This window comes from Streptomyces sp. NRRL S-495 (assembly GCF_000966955.1).
In the GTDB taxonomy this organism is placed as follows: domain Bacteria; phylum Actinomycetota; class Actinomycetes; order Streptomycetales; family Streptomycetaceae; genus Kitasatospora; species Kitasatospora purpeofusca.
In genome coordinates this window covers 1-3,344 of the sequence record NZ_JZWY01000027.1, presented here as the reverse complement: position 1 = coordinate 3,344, position 3,344 = coordinate 1, and the positions used below count along the sequence as shown (strand labels likewise).

General features: G+C 72.5%; 4 protein-coding genes. 3 read left to right on the top strand and 1 reads right to left on the bottom strand.

What is annotated here, in order from left to right; all coding sequences use genetic code 11:
• The first annotated feature begins 93 nt into the window (after positions 1 to 93).
• Together VR45_RS02415 and VR45_RS02410 are read left to right on the top strand one after the other, a co-directional pair.
• Entirely contained in the window at positions 94 to 330 is a 237-nt protein-coding gene (locus tag VR45_RS02415) for a hypothetical protein (RefSeq protein ID WP_045937990.1), read from the top strand.
• Positions 331 to 476: 146 nt separating this feature from the next.
• Entirely contained in the window at positions 477 to 1,004 is a 528-nt protein-coding gene (locus VR45_RS02410; protein WP_052708796.1) for a methylated-DNA--[protein]-cysteine S-methyltransferase, read from the top strand.
• 19 nt (positions 1,005 to 1,023) lie between these two features.
• On the opposite strand, the gene VR45_RS02405 is transcribed toward VR45_RS02410, so the two are convergent.
• Positions 1,024 to 2,109, bottom strand: coding sequence for an ATP-grasp domain-containing protein (locus VR45_RS02405; protein ID WP_045937989.1), 1,086 nt, complete (start codon positions 2,107 to 2,109; stop codon positions 1,024 to 1,026).
• 371 nt (positions 2,110 to 2,480) lie between these two features.
• On the opposite strand from VR45_RS02405, the gene VR45_RS02400 reads away from it, so the two are divergent.
• The coding region (locus VR45_RS02400) for a cyclic nucleotide-binding domain-containing protein (RefSeq protein ID WP_045937988.1) at positions 2,481 to 3,344 on the top strand (864 nt) is incomplete at its 3' end.

Genomic DNA, 3,344 nt, shown 5'->3' with positions numbered 1-3,344 from the left:
GGGGTGGTGGAGCCGGCCCGGTCCGCGGCGGGTGCCGGGTGAGGCGGGCGGTCGTACCGTGGGGGGTGCGGGGGCGAACGGAGGAGGCAGACCATGCCCGGTTCTCTCACCATCGGCCACCACGAGGCGGCCGCGTCGCTGGACCACACGGACGCCGTGCGGCTCGCGACCGTTCTGGACGAACTCGCGTACCTGCTGGAGATCCCGGGGCCGAACCGGATCAACGACGCCCAGGTCGCCGCCCTGTGCGAGGGCGCGCCCGCCGACCGGGCCGAACTCGCGCGCTGGTCGCGCTCGGTCGCCGCGGAGCTGAAGGGGCGGCGCCCCTGACCGCGGCCGTTCCGGGGCGTCCGCCCGGTCCGCCGTACGATGGCGCGCGGGCCGGGTGGCCGGTGCGCGTCCGGACGGGCCCGGGCGGCACCACCGGCGCGGCGGACAGCAGGGGGGAAGACGTGGCGGGGAGTACGACGGCGCCGTTGTCCTGGTTGACGGTGGAGACGCCGTTGCCGAGCGGGCCGCTCCACATCGCGGTCACCGCGCAGGGCGTGGCGGCGGTCGGCTATCTCGGGCGGGAGGGCGAACTGCCCCGCTGCACCGACGGGGCGAAGATCGCCGCGGTCACCGACCGGGTCGGCGAGTACCTGGCGGGCCGGCGGCGGGAGCTGGAGCTGCCGATCGACTGGAGCCTGAGCACCGGCCCGCACCGGGAGGTGCTGCGGACCCTGTTCCGCGAGGTGCCGTACGGGCGGACCATCACCTACGGCGAACTCGCCGCCCGCAGCGGGGTGTTCGCCAGGGTCGAGGAGCCCGGCCTGGCGGCCAGGACGGTCGGGCAGATGATGGCCGCCAACCCCGTCGCGCTGCTGGTGCCCTGCCACCGGGTGGTGGCGGCGGACGGGATCGGCGGCTTCGGCGGCGGCCGGGTCGGGATCGACGTGAAGCGCTGGCTGCTGACCCTGGAAGGGGTGCTGGAGCCGACGCTGGACTGGAACGGGCCGCTGTAGCCGGTCGGGTGACGGTGGGTCAGTGCACCAGCTCGCCCGTCGGCCGGCCGGCCGGGACGAACGGCGGCAGCCGGTGCGGCAGTACCGGCTGGATGCCGGACACCAGGGTGTACTCGATCCCCGTCGGGTCCCCGGCCCAGTCGGTGTCCGGGCGTTCGCCGAGTGCCAACTGCACCGCGTTCCAGGGCAGGTTGAGCCCGCACAGGCGCAGCTGGTGCAGTCCGCCGGAGGGGCGGGTGTTGACGTCGATGACCACCGGCTCCCCGTGCAGGTGGCGGAACTGCACATTGGAGAGGTAGGCCATGCCGGTGGCCTCGACCAGGCGGCGGGCCGGTTCGAGGTACCGCGGCTCGGTGGTGAAGCTGCGGCGGCGCCGGTGCTTGCTGCGGCCGACGGCGGCCAGCAGGGTGCCGTCCAGGTCGGCGAGGCAGTCCACGGACACCTCGGGGCCGTCGAGGTAGGGCATGACCAGCAGGTCGGCGGAGGTGCCGGGGGTCTCGCGGGCCGCCAGGTCGAGCGCGGCGGCCACCTGGTCGACCTGGACGCGGCTGTCCCAGCCGGCCAGCCGGTGCAGTCCGAAGGGTTCGCGGGTGAGCATCCGGAAGCCCTCCCCGCCGGCGCCGGAGGCGGGCTTGAGGCAGGCGGTGAGGCCGGCCGCCTCGATCAGGTCGACGGCGCCGACCAGTTCCTCGGCGGTGCGCACCAGCCACCAGGGCGGGGTGGGCAGTCCGGCGGCGGCGATCGCCGCGTAGCCGTCGGCCTTGCTCCCGAAGGCGGCGATCGCGGTGGGCGGCGGGCAGGCGAGGGCGGTGCCGACGGCCTCGAACTCGTGGCGGTGCAGGGATATCGCGAGCTGGTGCAGCCGGGGCACGAACACGTCGACGCGGTGGCGGGCGCAGTGGTCGAGGGCGTAGGCGACGTAGGCGTCGGGGGTGAGGTCGGCGGGTTCCAGGCCGGCGGTGTCGGCGGCGGCGAGGACGGGGGAGTCGGGGTCGACGTGGGTCGCGTGGACCCGGACGGCGCGGGGGGCGGCGTGCAGTTGTTCGATGAAGAACACGTTCTCGGCGTACGTGCGGTTGAGCCAGACGGTGACGGGGGCGCTCAAGGGGGCTCCCAGGGCAGGGGTGAACGAGGAGGAAGGGCTGTGGTTCGGCCGCATTCGTCCTGGCTCCGTGGCCCTTTGAGGTGGCACCCTAGCGGCCGGTCGAACGGGCCCGAACGCGGGGTGGGTCCGTCGTGGGTCCGTCGCGGGTCCGCCGGGCGACGGCCGAGGGGGCGAACCGGACCGTCCTGTTCCGGAACGCATTGGATCACTTGATCGATTCAATATCGATCAGACATTCTATTCGTACTATTTTTTCGGTTATTCCGACCACTCGAAAGAGTGATTGCGGCAGCCCTCCGAATGGGCCCACCATGATTGTTGCAAGTTGCAAGGCGACACTTCATCGGGTACGGGTACGCGAAGGGCTCCCTATGTCGACCGAAACCAACGTCGGTATTCCTGCACCGGGCGGTGAAGCGCAGACCCGGGACCAGCAGAGTCTCGCGACCGCGGCCGCGCGCAACCTGGCGACGACGACCAAGTCCGCGCCGCAGATGCAGGAGATCAGCCCCCGTTGGCTGCTCAGGACGCTCCCCTGGGTCCAGGTCTCGGGCGGCACCTACCGGGTCAACCGTCGGCTGCGCCACGCCGTCGGCCGCGGCCGGGTGAGCTTCGACCGGACGGGAAGCGAGGCCCGGATCCTGCCCCAGACCCTGCGCGAGGTGCCGGTCCTGCGGGGCTTCCCGGACGACTCCGTGCTGGAGGAGCTGGCCGGGCGCTTCGTCCAACGCGAGTTCTCCGCGGGTGAGGTCCTGGTCGCCGCCGGAGCGCCGATCGACGAGGTCTTCATCATCGCGTACGGGAAGCTCAACCGGTTGGGAACGGGCAAGTACGGCGAGGAGACGGTGGTCGGCACCCTGGCCGACGGCGACCACCTCGGCGACGAGGCGCTCCGGCAGGAGAACGGCGACTGGCCGTACACCGTCCGGGCGGCCACCGCCGGCACCGTACTGTCGCTGCGCTGGGCCGACTTCCAGGAGCTCGTCGACCGCTCCGACGCCCTCCAGCTGCAGATCATGGAGTACCTGGAAGGCTTCCAGCAGCCGCAGAACAAGCACGGCGAGGCCGCGATCGGCCTCTCCGCCGGCCACCACGGCGAGTACGAACTCCCCACCGCCTTCGTGGACTACGAGCTCAGGCCGCGCGAGTACGAGCTCAGCGTCGCCCAGACGGTGCTCAAGGTGCACTCCCGGGTCGCCGACCTCTACAACCAGCCGATGAACCAGACCGAGCAC